The sequence below is a fragment of the Stenotrophomonas genospecies 5 genome, assembly GCF_054473825.1.
This window is the reverse complement of record NZ_JBTMUW010000002.1, coordinates 61,211-80,099: the sequence shown is the minus strand read 5'-3', so window position 1 is coordinate 80,099 and position 18,889 is coordinate 61,211. Positions and strand designations below refer to the sequence as shown.

Genomic DNA, 18,889 nt, shown 5'->3' with positions numbered 1-18,889 from the left:
CGTCAGTCCCAGAGCTGTACCAGCGGGCGCGTGGCGGCGGCTGGGGTGGTGGTGTCGGGCAGCACCACGGAGGTGCCTTGGGGCAGGATCGGGCCGAGAGCGGCCAGACCGGGATTGAGTGCCAGAGCCTGCTCCACACACGCGGCAGTGGTGCCCAGGTAGCGGTAGCAGATGGCGTCCAGGGTGTCGCCTTGGGCTGCGATGACCAGCATCAGATGAGGTCCACCGTGGTGCGCGGCAGGCCCTGCAGATCGCGCATGGCCCAGCGGTGATCGCGGCGGATCTCGCCGATGGACGGGGTCAGGTCGTCGGCACGCTGGTTGGCGCTGTCGGTGGCGTCATAGGACCGGTAGCGCTCGGTCAGCTCGGCGGCGGCGTAGGTCGCCACCGCGCGGCGGTACAGCAGCACCAGGCGCGAGACGCCGGAGATCGCATCGGCGGGCACGTCGGCCAGCGATTCGTGGCCATCGGCAACGCGCTGCTTGGCCCAGGGCGCGAGCGCGGTGTTCACCGTGGTCACCGCGTTGATCAGGCTGTTGCGCAGGCGCGGCTCGGTAACCGCGCCCGCAATCCTCATGTCCTCTCGCACCTGCGACGGCGAGATGGACGGCCACCAGCTGCCCGACGTGATGTCGTCGCTGGGGGCGTTCTTGCCGGGGGCGATGAATGCAGACATAAGGCCTCGGAATAGTCGCCGGTGGTCGGGGCGTCACCACAACGGGAGAGAGGTCGTTGTGGATCGGCCCCGAGCCGGCGGGGGTTGCGGGGACGCTCGATTAGCTCTGCCCGGTGGCGCCGTCAGCCGCAGGCGAGTCGCCAGCGTTGCCGGTACCGGCATCCGGCGCAGGGCCGGTGCCGGTGTCGCCGTTGCCATCCGCTGCGATGTTCTGCGGGGCATCAGCCGTGGGCGGAGCGTGTTTCTTGAGGAGGCGGGCTGCGCGCTCCAGGTCTTTCTTCCCACCGCACGCCGTATCCAGCTCCAGGGCGCGGTTGAGGTTGGCCACGCACTTGACCAGCTGGTCGAAGGGCGGCGGGTTGTCTTCGACGTCGTCAGCGCGGATCACGCTGCGGCCGGCGGCCAGGTAGAGCTTGGCGCGGACTTGGTCGGGCATGTCCTGCTTGGCGGTCAGCGCGGTGGTGGTATCCAGCACCACCACATCGAAGTCAGCACCCGCCACCTGGGCGCGCAGGGCAGCATCGGCCACTTCCTCGGCAATCAGGCAGCCGGTGGTGCGGGCGAAGCGGTCGGGCATGGCCAGGTTGTGACGCAGGGCGTAGTCGGCCAGCGGCAGCGCCCCGGCGAAGTCACCGGCATCGATGTGCCAGAGCATCAGGGTGGCAACCACCTCATCGTCGCCGCCGGCATCGGCCTGCAGCACGCCCTGCAGGTAGGGCGCGTAGTCGTCCAGGATCTCGGCCTTGAACTTGCCCTTGGCCTCGCCCGACTGGATCTGCTTGAGGCGCAGGCGGTGGTCCTGCAGCTTCATCATGTGCAGCTCGTACTCGGACGCGTTGTCCACCGGTGCCGAACCTTGGCGCCGGGCCGATTCCTCAGCCGCGCGAATGCGGCTGAGGTGCATCTTGGCGGGACTGGCGGCCATGGATCAGCCCCCAGCCGCTTCGGCTTCGGCGATGTTCTCGATCACGCAGCCGAAGCCGTAGTCCTCGACCACGTACGCATCGTTGGACGACTCGTAGTTCTCGATCTGGTTCTTCTTCGGGTTCTCGATGACGTAGCGGCGGCGACCTTCTTCCTGCCAGTAGATCGACAGGTTGGACAGCGAGGTGACCAGCAGGGTGCCATCCGGGATGTACGGCACCTCTGCAACCTGCAGGCCGCCCAGGCGGCGCTGCGACAGGATGATGTCGGTGGCCAGCTTCTCGGTGGAGGGCTGATCGGCGTTGACCAGCGGGAAGTACTTGTCGTGCAGCAGGCCACGGCCAACCACCGCGACCAGGCCCGGATCCTTGCGGTGCCACGGGTCGATCAGGTTGCTCACCGCGTCGTAGACCAGGGCGTCCAGGTTCTTGTAGTCACCCTCGGCACCGACCACCACCTTGCCCGAGCCAGCCTTCACTTCACGCATGACGCGCGCCGGGGCGTTGGTGCGGTACTGCTGCAGCCAGCCGATGTTGACGTCTTCCAGATTCGGGTGGGCGGCACGGTCGGTGGTTGCTGCCGCGCTGGTGCCATGGAAGCCGATCATCAGACGGTCCAGTGCCTGACGCTTGATGATGGCGTCGCGCAGCTTGGCCTGGAAGTCGGGGAACTTCGCCCAGGCGTCCAGCAGCTGGAAGCGAATGGCGGTGTCGAAGTTGGTCTGCTTGCACTCGTAGTCCTGGCTGCTCAGGCCCGAGACGTCGCGCGGGGAGCGCTCACCGTTGCCGGTGGTGTCGGTGCGGCCGGCGATGGTGCTGGAAACACCGATGCCAACCTTCTGACCCTTGAGCTCCCTGACGCCGATCATGTTGATCCGGCCCAGGAACTCGCTGGACTCCTGAATCCTGGTCTCCAGAGTCTGCTGGACGGTCGGGTCGACACTGAACGAATGGCCGGCGCTCTCGACGCCGTTGATGGTGGCCAGCTGTGCCAGATACGCGGCGTACAGGCGGCGGGTTTCATTACGCATGGAAGGTCTCCGAGAAGCGGGGTTGGGCGGTGGACTGCGGCGCGGCTTCGCGTCAACAGTCGGTCAGGGCGGTCTTGTCGTTCTGGCCGGTCACGGAGGGGCGGAAGGCCTGCGTGGTCGCTGCGGTGGTAGACAGCTTCTGCTCCAGAGCGCTGAACTCGGCACGGCTTTCGTCCAAGTCCTTGCGCAGCGCGGCGAACTGCGCGCCCTGGTCCTTGATGCTGTCGGCGATGCCGGTCAGCACCTCAGCCAGGCCAGCGAACGCCTGCGTATCAGCTGCGCCCTCCGGGGCCGGCGGCGTCACCGGTGCCGGCGGAGGGTTGCCCTTGCCGGTGAAGCGCTCCAACAGGCCGGCGATGCCGGAGAGCAGCTTGCCGGTGGCGTCGCCGCCGGCAGCTCCATCAGCGCTGACCTCTTCCAGCTCGATGCTGGATTCGCACGACGCGGTGAACACGTTCTCCGCGTTGAGCTTGCGGTCATCGAACAGCTTGGCCTCGGGGTGCTTGGCAGCGAAGGACAGCTTTTCGGTGCCCAGGCTGGCCGGGCTGTCGGTGACGGCCAGGCCGACCAGGTAGGCGCCGCCGGTCTTGGCGAAGTTAGGCGACACTTCGATGCTGGTGTAGATCTTCTGCTTGTCGTTGTTGACCATGCTCACCAGGGCATCGGTCGGTTCCAGCTGGGCGAACAGCGCCAGCTTCTTCTTGCCGTCGATGTCGACCTCTTCGGCCTTCACCGCCACCACATCGCCGTAGGCCTTGAACGGGCTATCCGGCAGGATGCCGCGGATGTGTTCCAGGTTGATGCGGGCGCCATACAGCGACGGGTTGTAGCTGCCGGCCATCTGCTGGATCCAGCCACGCTCGATCACACGGCCATCGGTGGTGTCGCCTTCCACAGCGACGCGGAAGAACTTGCTGCGGTACTTCTTCTTGGGATCCGACATGGTGTCCTCTGCTGATTTTGGCCGTGTGCGCGGATCGCGCTTCAACAGGTCCATGGTCGGCAGAGCGACAAACAGCAGCAACGCAACCGAGTTGTAAGACACGGCGCTACGTCATTGATTTCTGTATGAATCGGTCGCCGGACGCGACCCTAGTGCGGTGAACGACGTCGCCGCCCAACTCCAAACCGACAGCCGCAGACAGGCCAAATTCCTGTACTGGATGGGCTGGCGTGTCACCGAGATCGCAGAGGCGATTGGCGAGAAAGAGAAAACCATACACAGCTGGAAGGCGCGTGACGAGTGGGACCGCGCCGACAACGTCGAACGCATCGGCGGTGCGCTTGAACAGCGCCTCGTGCAGCTGATCCTGAAAGAGGGAAAGACCGGCGGCGACTTCAAGGAAATCGATCTCCTGCACCGCCAGCTGGAACGGCAGGCTCGGATCCAGCGCTACCAGGGCGGCGGCACAGAGACCGATCTGAATCCGGCCGTGGCCAACCGCAACGCAGGCCCGAAGAAGAAGGAACGCCGAAACGAGTTCAGTGAGACTGAGGTCGAGCAGCTCACGACCGCGTTTGTCGAGGGGTGCTTTGACTATCAGCTGGACTGGTACAAGGCCAGCAACCTGCGCACCCGCGCGATCCTCAAGTCGCGCCAGATCGGCGCCACCTACTACTTCGCCCGCGAGGCGTTGATCGATGCGGTCAAGACCGGCCGGAACCAGATCTTCCTGAGCGCATCGAAGGCGCAGGCGTTCCTGTTTCGTGGGTACATGCAGGCCTTCGTGCGCGAGACGCTGGACAAGGATCTCAAGGGCGGCGACAGCATCGTCCTGGCCAACGGCGCAGAGCTGTTCTTCCTGGGAACCAACGCCCGCACCGCGCAGGGCTACCACGGCAACTTCTACTTCGATGAGTTCTTCTGGACGCACGGGTTCGATGAGCTGAACAAGGTGGCCAGCGGCATGGCCATGCACAAGAAGTGGCGTAAGACCTATTTCAGCACGCCGTCCACCATGGCCCACCAGGCGTACAGCTTCTGGACCGGCGAGCGCCGGAACCGGGGCAAGCCGGCTGACCAGCGCATCAAGATCGACACCTCGCACGATGCGTTGGCGGGTGGCCACCTCGGGCAGGACAAGCTATGGCGACAGATCGTCACCATCCTGGACGCCGAACGCCGGGGCTGCGATCTGTTCGACATCGATGAACTGCGCGAAGAGTACAGCGCGGATGCCTTCGAGAACCTGCTGATGTGCGGGTTCGTGGACGACAGCGCCAGTGTGTTCCCCCTGAGCCTGCTGCAGACATGCGGCGTTGACAGCTATGTGGATTGGGCAGGCGACTACCGGCCCTTTGCCCAGCGTCCCTATGGCGACCGCCCTGTGTGGGTTGGCTACGACCCTGCCGAGACGGGTGACAGTGCCGGTCTGGTCGTGGTGGCGCCCCCCAGCGAGCAGGGCGGCAAGTTCCGCGTGCTGGAACGCTTCCAGTTCAAGGGAAATGACTTCGCCGCTCAGGCCGAGATCATCCGCAAGATCACCCAGCGCTACTGGGTTACCTACATCGGCATCGACACGACCGGCATGGGCACCGGTGTGGCCCAGATCGTGAAGACCTTCTTCCCGAACCTGGTCACTTTCAGCTACTCGCCCGAGGTAAAGGCCAGGCTGGTGCTGAAGGCTTACGACGTGATCAGCAATGGGCGTCTGGAATACGACGCCGGCATGCTCGACCTGACACGGTCGATCATGGCCATCAAGAAAACCCTGACCAAGAGTCAGCGACAGGTCACCTATACGGCAGGGCGAAGCGAAGAGACGGGCCACGCCGATCTGGCGTGGGCGCTGTTCCATGCCCTGCACAACGAACCGCTTGAGCGCCCGCACGCATCGGCGCGGCGCAGCCGATTGGAGATCAACGCATGAACGACGTCGCCGCACCTGCGGCCACCGCCCGCACGGTCAGCTTCACCTTCGGGGATCCGGTACCAGTTCTGGAATCGGGGGGCATCCTCGACTACGTCCACTGCTGGCAGAACGGGCGCTACTACGAGCCGCCGGTGTCGCTGGACGGCCTAGCGCGGGCAACCCGCGCCAACGTTTACCTGGGATCCGGCCTGCGCTTCAAGACCAACATGCTGGTCCGCTCCTTCAAGCCGAACAAGATCCTCAGCCGTGAGGCGTTTGAGCAGTTCGCCATGGATTGGGTGCATTTCGGCATGGGCTACCTGGAGCGCCGAAATTCGGTGATCGGCAACGCGATGGCGCTGGTGCCGGCACTGGCCAAGTACATGCGGCGTGGCGTCGAGCCGGGCACTTTCTACCAGGTCCGCGGCTGGAAGGATGAGCATGAGTTTGAGCCGGGCAGCGTGTTCCAGCTGCGGGAGGCCGACGTCAACCAGGAGATCTACGGTCTGCCGGAGTGGATGCCTTCGCTGCAGTCGGCCCTGCTGAACGAGTCGGCCACCCTGTTCCGACGCAAGTACTACAACAACGGCTCGCATGCCGGCTTCATCCTCTACCTGACCGACGATCAGATCGATGACGCCGACGTGGACGCGCTGCGCGAGTCGCTGAAAAGCACCCGGGGCGTGGGCAACTTCCGCAACCTGTTCCTGCACTCGCCCAACGGTAAGAAGGATGGCCTGCAGCTGATCCCGGTCAGCGAGGTGGCCGCCAAGGATGAATTCACTGGGATCAAGAGCGTCACCCGCGATGACGTTCTGGCATCGCTGCGGATCCCGCCGCAGCTGCTCGGGGTGGTGCCGCAGAACGCTGGTGGCTTCGGGTCCATCCGCGACGCCTACACGGTGTGGGGCAAGACGGAACTTGCGGCCATGCAGACGCGCATGCTGCGAGTGAACGACTGGATCGGTCAGGAGGTGATCGCGTTCGATGCCTTCGACCCGGAAGCCCTGGGCGGTGGCGCGTAATGCCGCCGGCCATGCAGAACCTGCGCTGCGGCGAGTGCGCCAAGCTGCTCGCCCGCGCCCTCGGCTATGCCGAGCTACAGATCAAGTGCCCGCGCTGCGGCACGCTCAACCACATGAAGGCCGAGAGCCTCCCCTCAGTTCGCCGCGAGCGACTTGAAGAAGGCTCCTGCCATGAAAAACCTGCTGTTGAAGGGCGACGCCCTGTCCCTGCTGCCGACTCTCGAGGCCGGCTCGTTCGATGCCCTGATCACTGATCCGCCCTATGCCAGCGGTGGCCTGACCGCCGCCGCGCGCCAGCGGCCGCCATCGGAGAAGTACGTTCGATCCGATCTTCATGCCGACTTCTTGGGCGATGAGCGCGACCAGCGCTCGCACCTGCGGTGGATGGTGATGTGGTTGAGCGAATGCGGCCGCCTGCTCAAGGAAGGCTCGCCCGTGTGCGTCTTCACCGACTGGCGGCAGCTGCCGCTCACCACCGATGCGCTGCAGTGCGCCGGGTTCACTTGGCGCGGGGTGACGGTGTGGGACAAGACCGAGGGTGTACGCCCTCAGCGCGGCCGTTTCCGTAACCAGGCCGAGTACATCGTTTGGGGCAGCAAGGGCGCCATGCCGCTGGACCGCAACGCGCCGGTGCTGCCGGGCGTGATCAAGGCGAAGGTACGCCGCGACGACAAGCTGCAGATGACCGGCAAGCCGACTGATCTGATGCGCCAGGTCGTGCGGATCTGCGAGGCGGGCGGCCGGATCCTGGATCCGTTCGCAGGGTCGGGCACGACGCTGGTGGCCGCCCAGATGGAAGGGTTCGGCTGGACCGGCTGCGAGGTCACCGAGCACTACTCGCAGGTAGCCCGTTCAAGGCTGGCCAACCTTCAGTAATCAGGAGGGGGCCTTCCGGCCCCCTTTCAATCACTCAGCTTGCAGACACGAGCTGGATGGTCATACCGGCAGAATTGACCGGGTACCCGTTGGTGACCTGTGGGCCGCTCCAGTGCAGCGTTCCACCATTGTCGTCGGTGTGGCCCAAGCCATGGACCTCCAGCCACACCAGCTTTTTTGTAGCCGGATTAGAAAGCTGCGTGACCATGCGGTCAAAGGTCGCTTCGGCTGCGTTGATCATGACCTTGATAGTCTTCGCGTGCGGGTCTACCCAGAACAGCCCTTCCTGCTCTGGCGGTTCAGGGTACGAAACCACATCAATGACGACCGGATATTTCGTCACGTCGTGCTCGTTTTCCCCTGCCACCAGCCGGTGGGCGATCTCCAACGTGCCCTTCAGTTCCAGCGCTGGGCCGCTTGAGTAGCGAGCGGGCAGGGTGAGCTTGGCGTCGTCGACGCGGATGTTGATCATTCGAAGCATGCGGTCCTCGCGTGGCTGGATAGGCACGCATGTTACCGCCGATCTCCCTTCCGCCCTCCCCATGAGAAAGGCCGCTTGCACGAGCGGCCTTTTTCGTGGGCGGCGCACGCGCGAAGGCCTGCCTTTCGGTCGGGTGCATGGTCGCAAGGTTACGGTCGCAGTCAAGTTGTCGAAGTGCAAGCGGCACGTGCATGCCGCCCTGTGCGCGCGCGTGCGGACGACGGGATTAGATGGCTACCACGGTCGCCCGGCGGGGCTGCGGCGGCGCTGCCGGGCGGCTGGGGCGGGCGAGGGGCCAGATGCAGGGCGAGGGACGGAGCCAGGGCGGCGAGTGAGGCCTCACCCCCCGGCGCGCGCAGTCGTCGCCCCGCCACGCCTGCGGTCTTTTCCCCCCTTTTTTTCCGCACCCCTGCGCCCCCGCCCAGCGCACGCCGTAGCAGGGGGCGCTGGCGTTCGGGAGGGCGTGCCGATCCCTGCGGATCCCTGCGCGCGGAGGGGCATTTCAGGAGCGGCCTGGCGGGCTTGGCGACGGCTTAGAGGATGGGGTGGGTCCGGAAACGAGCAATTTCCGCAATGGCCCGCCGTGAGGGCGTCTAAGTGACTGTTTCGTAAGGATTGTTGAATTGCGACCGAGGGCAATATTCTGCAATGTCTGCCGGGGCGATTTGTAATGTCATTGATTTCAAACGGTTTTTTCTAGCTGTCCTGTTGCCCTCAAATTAGGCAATCAGGTTGCTCTTTCATTGCCCTATTGTTGCGTTGAAAAAAGTTAGATAAGTAATTGAGTAATAAGGATAATTTTACTTTCATCTGGGATGGTTGCAGAAATTGCTGGTTTCCGATGGCCACGACCTAAATTGCATAAAAGGGCGGGGGAGGTGGCCAACGCACCCTCTCGCCGCTATCTCCACGCTCTCGCCGCGCACGCTCCGCCGCCACCTGGTTGTCGCTGGATCCGTCGCAGCCGGTGCGACCGCTGGGCGTATCCTGCCGCGCATGACCTTGCCGCCCGGCTTCCAGTGGACCACGCGCTCGGCCAGCCGCCCTGGCGAGCTGCCGACCGTGATCGTGTGCGATGGGGTGTGGGTGGTGGCCATGTTCCAGCGCGTAGACGACGGCTGCTGGGTGGCCACCCTCGACCGGCACCGGAATGGGCCAGGTGGACCGTCCAGGCGCTGCAGCAGCTACGAGCAGGGGCGTGCCGGCGCTGAGATGTGGGTGGCCAGGCACGTGGCCCGGCTACGCGACGACGTCGACCAGATCCGCCGGTACCGTGAGGCGGTGCAGGCGAACAGGCTGGCCAAGGCCAGCATCGAGCCGCCCTTCGGGTGGATGGGGTAGGCGACTGCCGGCGGCCTGGTCAGGCCGGCTCTACGGGAAGGCGGTGCAGCGTTTCGGGTCGGAGCTGGGTGTAGCGCTTCAACTCGTTCCAGGACTCATGCAGCGTGACCGACGCCACCTCGGGAATGTCGTAGCCCTGTTCAAACAACCTCGATGTGGCTTCATGCCGCAGATCGTGGAAGCACAGATCCGTGATGGCCAAGCGGATGCAGGCCCGCGTGAACGCGGTGCTGATCGACTTCGTGTTGTAGGGGAAGATCCTGTCCTCGCCCGCAGTCCGCGGCTGCCGCTGCACGATGGTCCAGGCGTCGCCCAAGAGCGGAAATCGCTTGTGGTTGCCAGCCTTCTTCCGGGGATGTTTGGCATCCCTGAGCAGGGCGGTGCGCGTGGCCAGGTCGACGTCCGACCACAGCAGCCGCGTTATCTCGCCCTCGCGCTTCGCTGACTGGATGGCGAAATCGATGATGTCCACCATTGGGATCTGCGAACGCCACGCCGCCCGCCCGAAGTGGTCCCTCAGCTGCTGCAGCTCCGCCTCTGTCGGCCGTCGATCGCGCCGCTTGGACTTCCCTACCAGGCCCAGCAAGCGCAACGCCGGCCGGGCTTCTGCGACAGGGTCTATAACGAGCTTCACGCCCTTCATTGGCGCGGCCAGTTTGAGCAGCTCGGACAGGTAGCCCAGCTCTACGTTCATGGTCGCGGGAGCGCAAGCGGGGATAATGACCCCCTTTCCCGTCATGTGGTTGCCGCTGATCCGTCGCCGGGCGTGCTCGATGACGTCGCCGGCAGTGAGCTGCCTGGCCACGATGTGCCCGAGGCTCTCCTGCAGGCGCGTCATGTTGCCGGTCTGGGTCTTGGACACCGCTTTTACGCTGGCCAAGGCTTCGGTACGCCAGGTGATCAGCTCGGCGATGGTTGTGCCATCGCCGGTGGCGCCGCCTCGGGCCTCAAGATCGGCCATCTCGCGCTCCACGCGATCAGCCCAGGTCTTGGCGGCGGTCTTTGTGGGGAACGTGCGGGTTTGGTCTTTGTGACCTTTGCGGCGCACCATAGCGCGCCACCGGCCGTTGCGGTTCTGCAGTGTTGCCATCGTTGTGCCATTCCCTGTTGTGCCAAGGCCTGCCTGGCACACAGATGGTACAGACGAACGGGAAAACGCGGGAAATATCGGGAATATTTGGGTGCTTTAGGGTGCCACTGATGAAGATAAGCCTATGAAATCCTTGAATTTGAGTGATATTCGCCTGTCCGTTGCCCCCATGATGGACTGGACGGACCGCCATTGCCGCGTGTTCCATCGCGTGCTGGCTCCCGGGGCGCGGCTGTACACGGAGATGGTGCACGCCAACGCGGTCATCCATGGTGACCGCGAGCGCCTGCTCGGCTTCGACCGCAGCGAACAGCCGCTGGCCCTGCAGCTGGGTGGCAGCGATCCGGCCCTGCTGGCGCAGGCCGCGCGCATCGCCGCGGACTGGGGCTACGACGAGGTCAACCTCAACTGCGGCTGCCCGTCCGATCGCGTGCAGGCGGGCCGCTTCGGTGCCTGCCTGATGCGAGAGCCGGTGCTGGTGGCCGAATGCGTGGCCGCGATGGTCGATGCGGTCGACATCCCGGTGACCGTGAAGTGCCGTCTGGGCGTGGATGAGGACAACGAGTACGAGGCGTTCGCCAGCTTCGTCGACCGCCAGGTCGCTGCCGGTGCAGCGATGGTGGTGGTGCACGCGCGCAATGCCTGGCTGAAGGGCCTGTCACCCAAGGAGAACCGTGAGGTTCCGCCGCTGAAGTACGACTGGGCCTACCGCCTGAAGCAGGAGCGGCCCGCGCTGCCGGTGGTGCTCAATGGCGGCCTGGCCAGCATCGAAGCCGTGCAGGCCCAGGCCGGCCATGTCGATGGCGTGATGCTGGGCCGGGCCGCGTACCACGATCCCTATCTGCTGCATCAGCTGGAAGCGCTGCACACCGGTACGCCGCTGCGGTCGCGCGCGGACCTGCTGCGCGCGCTGCGCCCGTATGTCGAGGCCCGTCTGGGCGAGGGCATGGCCCTGAAGCACATCACCCGTCACCTGCTCGGCCTGTTCCATGGGCAGCCCGGTGGGCGCGCGTTCCGCCAGGTATTGAGCGAGGGTGCGCACCGTCCAGGCGCCGACTGGACATTGGTCGAACAGGCCCTTGCCGTCACCGAGCGCGACGCTGACCGTGCCGCTGCGTGACGTTCGTCACATTCCTGACTTGACAACGCCGGCCGATTCGTCCCGAATGTTCACTTAGATGAACAAACCTGCGGTTCGCCCGGAAAAGTTCAGATCGGATTCACTGCCCCAAACCAAGAATTTGCAAAGGAATTGTAAAGACCGGGTCCCGCACCCGGTTCCCGGATTTACGACTTTTGAACGAATCGCCGTGCTCGGCTAGGATCGCATCGATGTCTTCCGCTCCCCTCCATTGCCGCATTGCCCTGGCCACCTGCGTGGTGCTGGCGGCTGCGCCGCTGTCGTCGGCAATGGCACAGCAGCCCCCGCGTGCGGAACACGGCCGGGCGGAGATGATGGAGCGGAGCGAGCGGGGTGGCCGTGGCGACGAGCGCTCGCTGTCCGATGCCGTGCGCCGCGTGCAGCGCACCACCGGTGGCCACATCCTGGGCGCCGAACGGGTGCCGTTCGATGGTCGTGACATCAACCGGGTCAAGTACATGGACGACCGGGGCCGGGTCCGCTACATGGACGACCCCGCCCCGTCGCGTTCACAGCCGCGCACGCCGCGGTCGGATATGTCTTCACTACGCGGCGATAACCCCTGAACAGGGATAGTTGTCGCTATCAACCCGTACCCCACTGGCCTCCGGGCCACACCCAGGACACTAGGGAGAGTTCATGCGTATCCTTCTGGTCGAAGACGAAGCCCCGCTGCGTGAGACCCTGGCAGCCCGGCTCAAGCGCGAAGGCTTTGCCGTCGATGCTGCGCAGGACGGCGAGGAAGGCCTCTACATGGGGCGCGAAGTCCCGTTCGACGTCGGCATCATCGACCTCGGCCTGCCCAAGATGTCGGGCATGGAGCTGATCAAGGCGCTGCGTGACGAGGGCAAGAAGTTCCCGGTGCTGATCCTGACCGCGCGGTCGAGCTGGCAGGACAAGGTCGAGGGCCTGAAGCAGGGCGCCGACGATTACCTGGTCAAGCCGTTCCACGTCGAAGAGCTGCTGGCCCGCGTCAACGCGCTGCTGCGCCGCGCCGCCGGCTGGAGCAAGCCGACGCTGGAATGCGGCCCGGTCGCCTTGGATCTTGCCGCGCAGACGGTCAGCGTTTCCGGCAGCAATGTCGACCTGACCAGCTACGAGTACAAGGTGCTGGAGTACCTGATGATGCATGCCGGTGAACTGGTCTCCAAGGCCGACCTCACCGAGCACATCTACCAGCAGGACTTCGACCGCGACTCGAACGTGCTGGAAGTGTTCATCGGCCGCCTGCGCAAGAAGCTGGACCCGGACGGTGAACTGAAGCCGATCGAGACCGTGCGCGGCCGCGGCTACCGTTTCGCGATCCCGCGCAACGAGGGCTGAGCCGGCTCACCCTGGCGATTGCACGATGTCCGGCCGTCTGTGGTTCTTCCGACGCTGGCGGCCGCGCTCCCTGCAGGCGCGCCAGCTGTTCGCCGCGTCCGTGGGCCTGGTCGCATTCCTGGCCCTGGCCGGTTACGCGCTCGACGCCGCCTTCGCCGATACGGCGAAGGCCAACCTGCGTGAGCGCCTGAAGAACTACGCCACCGCCTATGCGGCCGGCATCGACTTCACCCGCGATCGTTCGCTGTACATCCGCGAGCAGCCACCGGACCCGCGCTTCGACGTGCCCGGCAGCGGTCTCTACCTGCAGGTGGTGATGCCGGACGGCAAGGGCAATTCGATGTCGGCCGAAGGCCCGATGCTGCCCACCGTCGGCGGCGGCCTGCTTGCGCCACGCCAGGAGGTATTCGAAGGCCCGCTGCCGATGATCCAGATCGACGGCAGCCAGGGTTCGGTGTACCGCTACGGCCTGGGCCTGGTGTGGGACGCCGATGCCGATCCCGCCACCGAGTTCCCGTACACCATCTACGTGATGGAAGACTCGCGCGCGCTCGGTGCGCAGCTGCGGGTGTTCCGCAGCCGTGTCTGGTTCTACCTGGGTGGCATCGGCCTGATCCTGCTGCTGCTGCAGACCGTCATCCTGCAGTGGAGCCTGCGTCCGCTGCGTCGCGTGATCACCGAGCTGACCAAGGTGCAGCGCGGCGAGACCGAGCGCATGAGCGAGCGCCACCCACGCGAGCTGGAACCGCTGACCGACAGCATCAATGCCTTCATCGAAAGTGAGCGCGAGAACCTCGAACGCCAGCGCAACACGCTGGCGGATCTTGCGCACAGCCTGAAAACGCCGATCGCGGTGCTGCGCACGCAGATGGACAGCGGTGCCGGTGATGGCGCGCTGCGCGAAGAGCTGGACGTGCAGCTGCAACGCATGAACAACCTGGTGTCCTATCAGCTGGCGCGCGCTGCGTCGTCGGGCCACAAGCTGTTCTCCGCACCGTTGCCGATCGAGTCCAACGCCGAAGAGATCGTGCGGGGCCTGGAAAAGGTCTATGCGGCCAAGGGCGTGCTGTGCGAGTTCGACATCGATCCGGCCGCGCGCTTCCATGGCGAGCCGGGTGACCTGCAGGAACTGCTGGGCAATCTGCTGGAAAACGCCTTCAAGTGGGCCAAGCGCCGTGTCCTGCTGACCGCGCAGCCCCTGCCGGCACCGAATGCACGCCGCGCCGGCCTGCTGCTGGCCGTGGACGACGACGGCCCGGGCATCGCGCCGGAGGATATCGGCAAGGTGCTGCAGCGTGGCGTACGTGGCGACGAACGCGTGCAGGGCCACGGCATCGGCCTGTCGATCGTGCAGGACCTGATCAAGGATTACCGCGGCGAACTGGCGGTCGGCCGTTCCAGCGAACTGGAAGGCGCCCGCTTCGAAGTGCGTCTGCCGCCGGGCCCGTAGGGCGGGCCTGCTTCGATCCACCGGTCAACGCGAATGCAGGCAGCGCCGGGCCACGCCCGGCGAACCGATGACATGACTCAGCCGCCCAGCGCCGGTGGTTCACCATAGAAGCGCCGCAGATGCGCGGCGACATCGGGCAGCGCTTCGGCAAGCACGTCCGGAGCGGAGAAGTGGTACTCGCTGGCGACCGCGAAGAACTCCTCCGGTGCTTCGGCGGCATACGGGTCGATCAGCGTCTCCTGGCCGGCATCCACCTGCGCGCAGAACGCATCGTAGGACTGCTGGAAGACAGCAGCCCACTCACGTTGCCACGCACGCGGCAGCGGCGGTGTGCCGTCCATCGCGCCGTCAAGCGCATCGAGCTTGTGCACCATCTCGTGCACGGCCACGCAGTAGCCCTCGTGCGGTGCGGCCAGATCGGCCTGCACGTCGGCCCAGGACAGGATCAACGGCCCGCTGTCCCACGATTCGCCGATCAGCTCGTCGTCCCATTCGTGCAGCACGCCCGCCGCATCCATGTGGCTGCGATGCACGCGGAATGCGTCGGGGTACACGATCAGCTGCGACCAGCCCTGCAGCCCCACCTCGCCGAACTCGAGCAGTGGCAGGCAGCACAGGGCCGCCAGCAGCACGCCATCGGCGGCCTGCAGCTGCAGGTTGCCGATCGGGGTGATGGTCTTCTCATGCAGGAAGCGCGCCGCCAGCGTGCGCAGCCGGGCGCGTCGTTCGTCGGAAAGCCCCTGCAGCCATGCCGTACGGCGGCAGGCCTCATCCCAGTACGCGTCGTCGATCGGCCGCGGTGCGGGCCGCAGCCACTGCAGCAACGACTTGATCAGCGGAACATTCCCGGCAGGTAGCTGTGCCACTTCGGCGCACGCAGCCGCTGCAGCATGTCCTCATCGCTGCCGCCACCGCCGGTGCTGGTCGCGCTGCTGGCCGCTGGGCGTGCCGGAGCAGGCTTGGCCGTGGTGGTCGATGCCGTCGGTGCGCGCTGCGAGGCGGCATCGCCGTTGGAGGACACACAGGCGCCGCGGCTGTCATCCAGTGCTGCTGTGGCCGACGCCGCGAAGGGCATCGTCAGCAGGATCAGGCAATGGGCATAACGGCGCATTGACGACATCCACGTTAAGGGAAGGTGAGTTCCCGATTCTAGCCCGAACCCGGCACCGGATTGGAAGCCCGCCGCCGGCCCCGTGGCGGGCGTCGCTGGCGGCTTTCCCGCATAATTCCGTCCTGACTTCGTGGAAGCTGCCGTGGACGATCGCCAATTGCTGGCCAAACTCGCTGCCGGTCGCCTGTCCGGCGACGCCCTGGCCCGTGAGCTGGGCCAGACCCGGGCGGCAATTTGGAAGCGCATTCAAGGGCTTAGGGCCGCAGGTGTCGATATCGAGGGCCGTGCCGGCGAGGGTTACGGCCTGACCCGCCCGGTCGAGCTGCTGGACCCGGCGACGATCCGTGCCGCCCTGCCGGCCGATGCCCTGTCCCTGCTGCATGACCTGCAGGTGGCCTGGACGGTGGATTCCACCAATGCCGAATTGCTGCGGTGCAGCGCGCCCCAGCGCGGGGTCAGCGTCCTGCTGGCCGAACGCCAGACCGGAGGGCGGGGGCGGCGCGGCCGCACCTGGGCCTCGCCGCTGGCGGCCCATGTCTATCTGTCGGTGCTGCGCCTGTTCTCCGGGGGCCTTGGCCGGCTGGCGGGGCTGAGCCTGGTTGCCGGCATCGCCGTGGCCGAAGCGCTGCACGATCTGGGTTTCACCCAGGCGCAGCTGAAGTGGCCGAATGATCTGATCGTCGATGGCCGTCGCAAGCTGGTCGGCCTGCTCGCCGAAGGCGGCGGCGAATACGCCGGTCCGGCCCGCGCGGTGATCGGCATCGGCATCAACACGCACATGCCGCCCTCGTTCGCCGAGCAGATCACCCAGCCCTGGGTGGATCTGGACACACTGGCCGGCGCGCCGGTCGACCGCAACATCGTCGTCGCGGCCGTGCTCGCACGGCTGCTGCCGGCGCTGGAGGAATTCGATCGCGAAGGGCTGGCGCCGTTCCTGCCGCGCTACGCCGCCTTCGACATGCTGGCCGGCCGCGAGGTGCGCGTCGAGCTGGAGGGGCAGTGGCAGCACGGCACCGCACTCGGCCTGGCCGATGACGGCGCGCTGCGCGTGAGCATCGACGGCTGCGAGCGCCGCCTGCATGCCGGCGAAGTCACGGTGAGGGCGGCATGAGCGACTGGTTGTTCGACCTGGGCAATTCGCGCTTCAAGTTCGCGCCGTTGCAGGGGGATCGCGCGGGTGACGTACAGGCCTGGGCGCATGGCGCCGAAGGCATGGCCGGGCAGCCGCCGCACAGCCTGCCCAGCGGCGCGACGGCGTTCGTCGCCAGCGTGGCCGCACCTTCGCTGACCAGCGCCATGCTGGACCAGCTGCAGCGGCGCTTCGACCAGGTGCATGTGGTGCGCACCAGCGCCGAATGCGCAGGCGTGCGCATCGCCTACGCGCGCCCGGAGAAGTTCGGTGTGGATCGTTTCCTTGCCCTGCTGGCCGCCGCCAAGGCGCAGCGCCCGGTGCTGGTGGTGGGCGTGGGCACGGCGCTTACCATCGACCTGCTCGATGCCAGTGGCCAGCATCACGGCGGCCGCATCGCCGCATCACCCACCACCATGCGCGAAGCACTGCATGCGCGCGCCGTGCAGCTGCCCGCCAGTGGCGGCGATTACAGCGAGTTTGCCAATGACACCGCCGACGCACTCGCCTCCGGTTGCGATGGTGCTGCGGTGGCGCTGGTCGAGCGCAGTGCGCAGCAGGCGCAGGCACTGCTGGGTGTGATGCCGTCGCTGCTGGTGCACGGTGGCGGCGCGCCCGCGCTGATGCCATTGCTGGACGGCGCCGACTACCACCCCTCGCTGGTGCTGGACGGCCTCGCCCGCTGGGCGGTGCACCAGCCTGCAGGCTAGTATCCGCGCATGCTCACCCGTGCCCTGATCGTCGTCCTGGCCATCCTCAATCTTGGCGTTGCCTGCTGGTGGCTGCTGCGCGATGCGCCGCAGAAGCCTGCGCCGCCACCGCGGCCCGCCGGCGTGGCCGAACTGCGCTGGGTGCCCGGCGGCACCGATGCGGCGGTGGCCGCGCAGGCATCGTCGGAGGCACCGGCGCCAGCACTGGTGGAGCGCGACCCCGCAGCGGCGACCGCCGTGGCGTCCACTCCTGCCCCTGCCGCGCCGGCCAAGGCGCCGGCTGCGGAAGCAACCTCCAGCCCGACGCCAGCGCCGGCGCCGGTCGCACCGCCGGTCGCGCAGGCGCCTGCCGCCAGCGAGCCGCCGCGCTGCATCGCGTTGGGTCCGTTCGCCGATCGTGCCGCCGCCAGCGCGGCGCAGGGCCGGGCCGGCACGCTGCTCAACCAGGCACGCCTGCGCGAGCAGCCGGCCGCCAGCGGCAGCGCCCGCTACCGCGTGCTGCTGCCGGCCGCCGCCAGCCGCGAAGAGGCGCAGGCCACGGTCAAGCGCATCGTCGCTGCGGGCCTGGGCGACTACTACATCATCAGCCAGGGTGAGGACGCTAACGCCGTGGCGCTGGGCCAGTACCGCAACCGCGAAGGCGCCGAGCGGCGTATCGCTGCGGTGCAGGCCGCCGGATTCCAGCCGCGCCTGGTGGCCAGCGGTGATGCCGGCCAGTGGTGGCTGGACGGGCAGCTGGCCGGCACCGCACAGCCTGCGCAGGTGCAGCAGCGCAGCGGCGCCGCCCGGCAACAGTCGCTGGAATGCGCGCGACTGCGCTAGAATCCCCCCACTGCGGCGCTGCCGCCCGTGCGTCACCCATGCCGCTTTAGCTCAGTTGGTAGAGCAACTGTCTTGTAAACAGTAGGTCATCCGTTCGATTCGGATAAGCGGCACCATCCCGCAGTCGCTGGCTTCCGCAGCGTTCTTTCTCCTGTGGCGAATTGCAGCGCGTTTGCCAGGCGCCGGAGTCGCATACGCAGGGCTGTCAAAAGTAAGAGTGAACTCGAAGCATTTGACGTGGCCACGCATCTCCGTACGCCTGAAGAAATGGTCGCCTATCTCGATGCCTGCATCGTCGAAAGCAATGGCGATTCGGCCTTCACTGCCAAGGCACTGGGCGATATCGCGCGTGCCCTATCGGGCGCTGTCCGGCGAGCGGAGTCCTGATTTCGCGACCGCTACCTGAGCGGCACGCGCTCGCGCACACGATCTCCCGGAGGCGGCATGCTCAGTCCGGAATGCGGGCGATCACCTTGATCTCGAAGTCGAATCCGGCAAGCCAGTTGACGCCCACCGCCGTCCAGTTGGGATAGGGCTTCTCGGGGAAGACCTCGCTCTTTACGGTCATGACGGTTCCGAACTGGTTCTGCGGGTCCGTATGGAAGGTGGTCACGTCGACGATGTCGTCAAGCCCGCAACCACCGGCCTTCAGGGTTGCCTCCAGGTTCGCGAAGGCCAGGCGGACCTGCGCCTCGAAGTCGGGCTCGGGCGTCCCGTCGCTGCGGCTGCCCACCTGGCCGGACACGAACAGCAGGTCACCCGACTGGATCGCGGCCGAATAGGTCTGCGAGGTGTACAGGTCCTGCCGGCCGGCCGGGAAAACGGCATTGCGCTTGCTCATGGGATTCTCCAGAAGGGGATCGATGAGCCTCAAGGTAGTCCTCGGCATTGGCCGGATAAACGCCTAT

General features: G+C 66.3%; 23 protein-coding genes and 1 tRNA gene. 14 read left to right on the top strand and 10 right to left on the bottom strand.

Translation table 11 applies throughout. The features are described 5' to 3' along the window. Window positions 1-2 precede the first annotated feature (2 nt). The 5 genes from ACX9OW_RS15510 to ACX9OW_RS15490 form a co-directional block, all read right to left on the bottom strand. Window positions 3-212, bottom strand: coding sequence for a tail protein X (locus ACX9OW_RS15510; RefSeq protein ID WP_046272348.1), 210 nt, complete (start codon window positions 210-212; stop codon window positions 3-5). After that, entirely contained in the window at window positions 212-676 is a 465-nt protein-coding gene (locus ACX9OW_RS15505) for a head completion/stabilization protein (RefSeq protein WP_459062505.1), read from the bottom strand. Before ACX9OW_RS15505 ends, ACX9OW_RS15510 begins: the two co-directional genes overlap by 1 nt. A gap of 100 nt (window positions 677-776) precedes the next feature. Continuing rightward, the gene (gene gpM / locus ACX9OW_RS15500) at window positions 777-1,601 is read right to left on the bottom strand and encodes a phage terminase small subunit (RefSeq protein ID WP_459062504.1); all 825 of its coding nucleotides are present in this window, start codon (window positions 1,599-1,601) and stop codon (window positions 777-779) included. A 3-nt stretch (window positions 1,602-1,604) separates the two neighbouring features. Further along, entirely contained in the window at window positions 1,605-2,630 is a 1,026-nt protein-coding gene (locus ACX9OW_RS15495) for a phage major capsid protein, P2 family (protein ID WP_459062503.1), read from the bottom strand. Window positions 2,631-2,682: 52 nt separating this feature from the next. Further along, entirely contained in the window at window positions 2,683-3,573 is an 891-nt protein-coding gene (locus ACX9OW_RS15490) for a GPO family capsid scaffolding protein (protein WP_459062502.1), read from the bottom strand. Between the two features lie 157 nt (window positions 3,574-3,730). Between ACX9OW_RS15490 and ACX9OW_RS15485 the strand changes: the two genes are divergently transcribed. From ACX9OW_RS15485 to ACX9OW_RS15470, 4 genes are read left to right on the top strand one after another with little or no spacing between them, the layout of a single operon-like run. Beyond that, window positions 3,731-5,500, top strand: coding sequence for a terminase large subunit domain-containing protein (locus ACX9OW_RS15485; RefSeq protein WP_459062501.1), 1,770 nt, complete (start codon window positions 3,731-3,733; stop codon window positions 5,498-5,500). Then, window positions 5,497-6,507 carry a phage portal protein gene (locus ACX9OW_RS15480; protein WP_459062500.1) on the top strand — a complete coding sequence of 337 codons (1,011 nt, stop codon included), beginning with the start codon at window positions 5,497-5,499 and terminating at the stop codon, window positions 6,505-6,507. The genes ACX9OW_RS15485 and ACX9OW_RS15480 overlap by 4 nt, the downstream gene beginning before the upstream one ends. Further along, window positions 6,507-6,761, top strand: a complete 255-nt coding sequence (locus ACX9OW_RS15475) for a Com family DNA-binding transcriptional regulator (protein WP_459062499.1) — start codon at window positions 6,507-6,509, stop codon at window positions 6,759-6,761. The genes ACX9OW_RS15480 and ACX9OW_RS15475 overlap by 1 nt, the downstream gene beginning before the upstream one ends. Continuing rightward, a complete protein-coding gene (locus ACX9OW_RS15470) occupies window positions 6,679-7,383 on the top strand; it encodes a DNA-methyltransferase (protein ID WP_459062498.1) in 705 nt (234 codons plus the stop codon). The genes ACX9OW_RS15475 and ACX9OW_RS15470 overlap by 83 nt, the downstream gene beginning before the upstream one ends. A 34-nt stretch (window positions 7,384-7,417) precedes the next feature. On the opposite strand, the gene ACX9OW_RS15465 is transcribed toward ACX9OW_RS15470, so the two are convergent. Continuing rightward, the gene (locus ACX9OW_RS15465; RefSeq protein ID WP_459062497.1) at window positions 7,418-7,855 is read right to left on the bottom strand and encodes a hypothetical protein; all 438 of its coding nucleotides are present in this window, start codon (window positions 7,853-7,855) and stop codon (window positions 7,418-7,420) included. Between the two features lie 1,005 nt (window positions 7,856-8,860). Here ACX9OW_RS15465 and ACX9OW_RS15460 point away from each other — a divergent pair. Beyond that, on the top strand, window positions 8,861-9,205 hold the full coding sequence (locus ACX9OW_RS15460) for a hypothetical protein (RefSeq protein ID WP_262100906.1): 345 nt from the start codon (window positions 8,861-8,863) through the stop codon (window positions 9,203-9,205). 19 nt (window positions 9,206-9,224) lie between these two features. On the opposite strand, the gene ACX9OW_RS15455 is transcribed toward ACX9OW_RS15460, so the two are convergent. Beyond that, window positions 9,225-10,295: a tyrosine-type recombinase/integrase gene (locus tag ACX9OW_RS15455; RefSeq protein ID WP_459062496.1), complete on the bottom strand. Its 1,071-nt coding sequence runs from the start codon at window positions 10,293-10,295 to the stop codon at window positions 9,225-9,227. Between the two features lie 124 nt (window positions 10,296-10,419). Here ACX9OW_RS15455 and dusA point away from each other — a divergent pair, with 124 nt between their 5' ends. From dusA to ACX9OW_RS15435, 4 genes are all read left to right on the top strand, one after another. Beyond that, window positions 10,420-11,415, top strand: coding sequence for a tRNA dihydrouridine(20/20a) synthase DusA (dusA, locus tag ACX9OW_RS15450; RefSeq protein ID WP_459062495.1), 996 nt, complete (start codon window positions 10,420-10,422; stop codon window positions 11,413-11,415). 212 nt (window positions 11,416-11,627) lie between these two features. Beyond that, window positions 11,628-12,002 (top strand): hypothetical protein, encoded by a 375-nt coding sequence (locus ACX9OW_RS15445; protein WP_053520383.1) that lies wholly within the window; start codon window positions 11,628-11,630, stop codon window positions 12,000-12,002. Between the two features lie 73 nt (window positions 12,003-12,075). Further along, window positions 12,076-12,759: a response regulator transcription factor gene (locus tag ACX9OW_RS15440; protein ID WP_053520384.1), complete on the top strand. Its 684-nt coding sequence runs from the start codon at window positions 12,076-12,078 to the stop codon at window positions 12,757-12,759. Between the two features lie 25 nt (window positions 12,760-12,784). Next, window positions 12,785-14,209 carry an ATP-binding protein gene (locus tag ACX9OW_RS15435; RefSeq protein WP_128987909.1) on the top strand — a complete coding sequence of 475 codons (1,425 nt, stop codon included), beginning with the start codon at window positions 12,785-12,787 and terminating at the stop codon, window positions 14,207-14,209. Between the two features lie 77 nt (window positions 14,210-14,286). Here the strand turns inward: ACX9OW_RS15435 and ACX9OW_RS15430 are convergent, their stop codons facing one another. Together ACX9OW_RS15430 and ACX9OW_RS15425 are read right to left on the bottom strand one after the other, a co-directional pair. After that, window positions 14,287-15,075: a M90 family metallopeptidase gene (locus ACX9OW_RS15430; RefSeq protein WP_445393918.1), complete on the bottom strand. Its 789-nt coding sequence runs from the start codon at window positions 15,073-15,075 to the stop codon at window positions 14,287-14,289. Beyond that, a complete protein-coding gene (locus tag ACX9OW_RS15425) occupies window positions 15,042-15,320 on the bottom strand; it encodes a hypothetical protein (protein ID WP_053520154.1) in 279 nt (92 codons plus the stop codon). Before ACX9OW_RS15425 ends, ACX9OW_RS15430 begins: the two co-directional genes overlap by 34 nt. A gap of 142 nt (window positions 15,321-15,462) precedes the next feature. On the opposite strand from ACX9OW_RS15425, the gene birA reads away from it, so the two are divergent. The 5 genes from birA (at window position 15,463) to ACX9OW_RS15400 (ending at window position 18,368) form a co-directional block, all read left to right on the top strand. Continuing rightward, complete coding sequence (gene birA / locus ACX9OW_RS15420) at window positions 15,463-16,431, top strand: bifunctional biotin--[acetyl-CoA-carboxylase] ligase/biotin operon repressor BirA (protein ID WP_053520153.1); 969 nt, start codon at window positions 15,463-15,465, stop codon at window positions 16,429-16,431. Beyond that, window positions 16,428-17,159 (top strand): type III pantothenate kinase, encoded by a 732-nt coding sequence (locus ACX9OW_RS15415; RefSeq protein ID WP_263176884.1) that lies wholly within the window; start codon window positions 16,428-16,430, stop codon window positions 17,157-17,159. Before birA ends, ACX9OW_RS15415 begins: the two co-directional genes overlap by 4 nt. Window positions 17,160-17,168: 9 nt before the next feature. Next, window positions 17,169-17,981: an SPOR domain-containing protein gene (locus ACX9OW_RS15410; RefSeq protein ID WP_459062494.1), complete on the top strand. Its 813-nt coding sequence runs from the start codon at window positions 17,169-17,171 to the stop codon at window positions 17,979-17,981. A gap of 40 nt (window positions 17,982-18,021) precedes the next feature. Next, window positions 18,022-18,097, top strand: a tRNA-Thr gene (locus tag ACX9OW_RS15405). A 121-nt stretch (window positions 18,098-18,218) separates the two neighbouring features. Continuing rightward, complete coding sequence (locus tag ACX9OW_RS15400) at window positions 18,219-18,368, top strand: hypothetical protein (RefSeq protein WP_459062493.1); 150 nt, start codon at window positions 18,219-18,221, stop codon at window positions 18,366-18,368. A 61-nt stretch (window positions 18,369-18,429) separates the two neighbouring features. Here the strand turns inward: ACX9OW_RS15400 and ACX9OW_RS15395 are convergent, their stop codons facing one another. Beyond that, window positions 18,430-18,822: a RidA family protein gene (locus ACX9OW_RS15395; RefSeq protein ID WP_111186497.1), complete on the bottom strand. Its 393-nt coding sequence runs from the start codon at window positions 18,820-18,822 to the stop codon at window positions 18,430-18,432. Between the last annotated feature and the right edge of the window lie 67 nt (window positions 18,823-18,889).